Annotated in this window: 1 protein-coding gene; it reads left to right on the top strand. The window is 61.5% G+C overall.

Annotated features, from left to right (window positions below; genetic code table 11):
* Positions 1–398: FGGY-family carbohydrate kinase (locus tag Q4563_RS16550; protein WP_303605264.1), on the top strand; the 398-nt coding region annotated here is incomplete at its 5' end.
* Between the last annotated feature and the right edge of the window lie 12 nt (positions 399–410).

The raw sequence follows: 410 nt of genomic DNA, 5'->3' as shown, positions 1-410 counted from the left end.
TTGTTGGCCTGACCCGTGGGGCCGGCAAGGCCGAACTGGCCCGGGCGGCACTGGAAGCCGTGTGTTACCAGACCGCCGACCTGTTTGCGGTGATGGCAGAAGAAGGCATTCGGCCAACGTCATTGCGGGTGGATGGCGGTATGGTGGCTAACAACTGGTTGCTGCAATTTCTTGCCGACGTACTGGATACCGAAGTCTTGCGTCCGGCGCTGCTGGAAACCACCGCGTTGGGAGCGGCGTATCTGGCGGGACGCGCTGTCGGCCTCTACGGTGATACCCACGAATTTACCCGTTTGTGGCAATGCACCGCGACCTTTACACCCACCATGAGCGAGCCACAGCGAACGGCCCTGCTGGCTGGCTGGCAAAAAGCCGTGCAGCGTGTGGTGCTGGAATAAACTCCCTGCTGC

It is taken from the genome of Gilvimarinus sp. 1_MG-2023 (assembly GCF_030548285.1).
This window is presented reverse-complemented; position numbering and strand designations above follow the sequence as displayed.